At 56.8% G+C, this 4,085-nt stretch carries 6 protein-coding genes; 1 reads left to right on the top strand and 5 read right to left on the bottom strand.

From position 1 onward, the window contains the following. Positions 1–129 precede the first annotated feature (129 nt). Entirely contained in the window at positions 130–396 is a 267-nt protein-coding gene (locus tag IPM06_22655; protein ID MBK8773212.1) for a helix-turn-helix domain-containing protein, read from the top strand. Here the strand turns inward: IPM06_22655 and IPM06_22650 are convergent. The 5 genes from IPM06_22650 to IPM06_22630 form a co-directional block, all read right to left on the bottom strand. Then, positions 362–547 carry a hypothetical protein gene (locus IPM06_22650; protein MBK8773211.1) on the bottom strand — a complete coding sequence of 62 codons (186 nt, stop codon included), beginning with the start codon at positions 545–547 and terminating at the stop codon, positions 362–364. The two genes, IPM06_22655 and IPM06_22650, sit on opposite strands and share 35 nt — an antisense overlap. Next, positions 496–1,566, bottom strand: coding sequence for a DNA cytosine methyltransferase (locus IPM06_22645; GenBank protein ID MBK8773210.1), 1,071 nt, complete (start codon positions 1,564–1,566; stop codon positions 496–498). The genes IPM06_22650 and IPM06_22645 overlap by 52 nt, the downstream gene beginning before the upstream one ends. Positions 1,567–1,569: 3 nt before the next feature. Beyond that, complete coding sequence (locus IPM06_22640; protein ID MBK8773209.1) at positions 1,570–2,961, bottom strand: hypothetical protein; 1,392 nt, start codon at positions 2,959–2,961, stop codon at positions 1,570–1,572. Between the two features lies 1 nt (position 2,962). Next, positions 2,963–3,853: a replication protein gene (locus tag IPM06_22635; GenBank protein MBK8773208.1), complete on the bottom strand. Its 891-nt coding sequence runs from the start codon at positions 3,851–3,853 to the stop codon at positions 2,963–2,965. Then, positions 3,846–4,085, bottom strand: a 240-nt coding sequence (locus tag IPM06_22630) for a hypothetical protein (protein ID MBK8773207.1), incomplete at its 5' end; no start/stop codon positions are given. The genes IPM06_22630 and IPM06_22635, both read right to left, overlap by 8 nt.

Below are 4,085 nucleotides of genomic sequence, written 5' to 3'. Positions count from 1 at the left end.
CGGTGCTGATTTTTACAACCGTTGTCTTGCGTCCTCAACTAGCAATAATAATGCGCAAAGTGATTGACAATTGTCCGTTGCGCCTGTATGCTTGACGCAATGACGCAATCCTTACCGAAACGAGATACCATGCTCAAAGTGACATTCAACGTCTTGCGACCGCTAGGCCAGTTAGAGGCGCAACGTAACCATCGGTACACGTTCGCTGAGGTTGCGGAGCTGTCCGGCCTTAGCAGGCAGACGGTGCGCAACATCATGCGCAAGCCGCCGCAACAAATCGACGTTGACACCGTGGCGGCGCTGCTGGCGTTCTTTGCGGCTGAGGGTATGCCCATCGGCGTCGGACAGTTGTTTGATGTCATCACTCCGCCAGATAATGCTCCAACGCCCGGATAGCTTCGCCGGCACCGTACGCGATGATTGCCAGATTGCCATATTCCCGGAGCATCTCCAGGATGTACAGTTGCGCCGACGATGGGCGCCCGCCGATGCGCTTCATTTCGACGTAGCAGGCATTGAACCCGCGGCGTGCAACTGGGAGACACAAATCCGGAATGCCACTTCGCACCCCTTCCGCCTGACTAGCGCCGCGCCCGTTGCCGGATGTCGATACCCCCCATTCGGCACGGCGTAGAGCAGCCGTAACGCAGGGTACACATCCTCATGCGCCCTGGCCCAGTCGATAACTGCGCACTGTTCGGCGTGCTCGAGCGGGTCGACATCCTCGACCACGGCTGACACCTGGCCATTGACGGACAGGTCTGGGTTCGCTTTGAGCATGGCGGCGAGCGCCTGCGCTGCTGATTGTTCTTTCACGGTTGCACCTTCCCCTTCCAAATCCACAAAACGAGTATCGTCACCGGTAGCGCCAGGAGAGCGGCGCCGCAGATTAGCCCGCTGCCATGCTGACACCTCGATCGATTCCAACATGTGACGCCCGATGTATTCGGTGTAGGATGGCGGAATGGCTTGGGCGACCTCTTCCCGTGTCATATCCCAGTCCAGGCGCATCGCCTTCATTGCATCAATCCGGTTGAAGTTGTGGCCAGCAGCCGTTATGTGTGTGGCGCCGTTGGCAATGGTCGAGTATCCGTGACATGAATTCGTTGTAGCGTTTTTGGGGTGACTCGTGTGCGCTGGCCCCAACAGAAAAGGATTCGTTTCAAACAGGCGATGCCGGTACACCTTCAACCCGAACATGATCCCGCACAGGACGATTGGATTTAGGAGCGGAGCGCCTTCCACGTTTTCGATAACGTATGGCTTGCTAGTTGCCTGTAGCAGCCGGCGGGTTTCGTCAATCAGTAGCGGGTGCGACAGTTCGCCGTGTATGTGTCTGGACGCACTGTACCCCTGGCACGGCGGGCTTGCGTGGATGACATCGAACTCATGCCCATGCGATGCGACATACTCAAGCGCATCTCCCTGCACGAACACGTCCCCGGCGTATCTGGGTTGCGGTTTAATGTCGACTCCGGTCACATGGAATCCTGCCATCTGGTACCCTCTGGCGGCGCCGCCGGCGCAACAAAAGAGATCCAGCAATCGGGGCTTTATCGCTGCCATGAGTTACCTCGCCTTGATATCGCGCACGTCGAAATACTGCCCGATGAGGAATTGCCGGATGGTCACGCCGGCGCGCCCGCGATTCTGCTTGTCGATTCGGACATTGACGAATGGGCTATAGTCGCCAGGTTCCGCCAACACGGTCCCCTGCTCATCCCGCAATCCCTCCGGTCCAACCAGGTCACGGGTCAGGATTACAACGAGCTGCGCTTTCTGCGTCTTGCCACCGCTGCCGCCGATGTTCTTGCGAGTCTGCACAACACCGACCTCTTGCATCGACTTGTTGCCCTGCGTAGCGGTCACGACTGGCAGCCGGTGCTTTTCCGCAAAGACCTTGAGCGCCTCGACATCGGCGCTTTGCCGTTCCCAGGTGTTGTCACCGAACAGTTTCGCCTGCGAGCGGGACGGCGCTACCTTGTCGAGATAGTCAAAGAAAACGGCTTGACACACACCCTCTGCGACCTTCGATTCAAGCTCCCGAACGATGTCAGCCATTGATTGCCCAGGCGCATGGTAGTAGTGCAACGTGGGGCAGAGGCGGTCAATCTCCTGTTGCGCCTGACGAATCTTGTCACGTTGCGGCGGGGTGAACTTGCCATCCTCAATACAGGTCAGCGGGATGCGCGCCCATCGTGCCAGGCGGCGGTCGAGCTTGTATTCCAAATCATCCTCAAGATGGACATACACCACGTTCATACCGCCGCGCGCCCAGTGTTCGGCGATAATCTCAAGATAGGTTGTCTTGCCCATGCCATCGGGCGCCGCCAGTACGCCAACCATGCCGGGGCGGAGCGGGCGAACAACTGCGTTCCATGTCACCCACGGCCATGAGAACGGATTGACTATGCCTGAGTCGGCGTCTTTGATGCGCTGCTCGATTGACAGCCCGTGGTCGGTCACGGTGTCCCAGCCGTACACAAAATTCTTGTCTTTGCGGGGCGGTTGCAGCATCTGCAATCGTTCGCTCGCCGACGAATACAACTGGTCAGGGTCCGGCAACTCCTGTAGCGATTGCACAAACCAGTAAGCGAAGTCGCCGGCGTTGCGCAACCATGCCATGCGCTTGACCGTCACGGCGTAGGCTTTTGCGCGCAACGGGTCACCTTCCAAGCCTGCCAGATAACCGCCGTCAACATGCACATCCAGGCGCATGTCACGGGCCACGCCTGCGCACTCCGCCAGAATCGCCGTATCATCTAGCGGTTCGGTGCCGCGCACGACGTTGACGATTGCCTGAAATATGACCTGGCGGCGTGGGTCGGTGTAATCCTGCGGGCAGAGCGCATCTGCCATGAATATGGCTGCGTCCATGTCGGCTCGCATGGCGGCGAGCGTGGTTATCTCTGCGGTCGGGTGCGTCAGGTTCAAGACCTGCTGGGCTTGCGTTTGTTTCATGTCAATCACCTATGTCGGAAAGGGTGAAACCGTTTACGGTGCTTTTTGATTCTGCTATCGTCGGCGCCGCCAGAAGCTGGCTAGCGTATGCCGATAGGTCACTTGTTTTGGGCGGAGTTGTTCGCCATGCGTTGGCGGTCTTGTATGCGGCTGCGAGCGTGGTGACTTGCTCCACCGTCTTCGTGCCGAGTCGGATTAAAACCAGTGCGTCATTTTTGGCGTAACGCAGCTTCGATTCGTCGCCGGCGTCCACAAGCGCCTTTAACCCGGTCGCATCCAAGAGCGCATCTGTTATCTGCCTGAACGTCTTGGCATCGACTCCGCACCTTGCCGCATCTTGCGTGAATCCATCGGCTGCTATTGCCTCTGCCCGGTATGGACGTTTCATGCCGAAATAGTCACTGGATGGAGTAACCCGGTTTTCTCCTTTTCTTTTATCTTTTGTGCACTCGTGGTCAGGGATAACAGATCTGTTATCCATGGGGATAATAGATGGTTCCAAACTGTTATCCATGGGGATAACAGATTCTGCGATACAACTGTTATCCATGGGGATAACAGATTCTGCGTTTTTCCATCCCTCAAAATACTTATTGAACTCCCACATTATCGGGCGCTTGGGTCCGGTTTGTGTTTGTTTCAGGATGCCTTTACTGACCAAACTCTTTAGGGTATTGCAGATGTTTGATTTTGACATGCCGGTTCCATCTGACCATTGCGCCAGACTGATAGTGTCTCCCCTCTTATGGTATCCATAGGTTTTGCGGAATAAGAACAGAAGACATCTGAACTCGCGGCCGGTAAGGTCCTGTTTCGCCAGCAGTTCTAGGATTGCCGGATGGATGCGCACGAATCCATTCTCGGTTTGGATATCCTTGCCACGATCAACCATGAGCGATCATCCCCGTAAACAGCGCAAGCTCCGCCGTTCCGACATCGAAGCAGCGCCGAATGCTGGCATCCGTCGCGCGGCAATAGGCTTGATAGTCGAGCCGGGGATACTTCACGCCGTCCCACATCCAGCCGTCGAATACCTCATCCGGTATCAGCGCAGCCGGCAAACACTCGCCACAGATGTCGCACTGGACGGTAAGAAAATCCCCGCTCGCTTTGGTCGGACTGTA

It is taken from the genome of Hyphomicrobiales bacterium (assembly GCA_016710435.1).
Lineage (GTDB): Bacteria > Pseudomonadota > Alphaproteobacteria > Rhizobiales > Aestuariivirgaceae > Aestuariivirga.
Note: the sequence above shows the minus strand (reverse complement) of the source record. Positions and strands in the feature narration are given on the sequence as shown.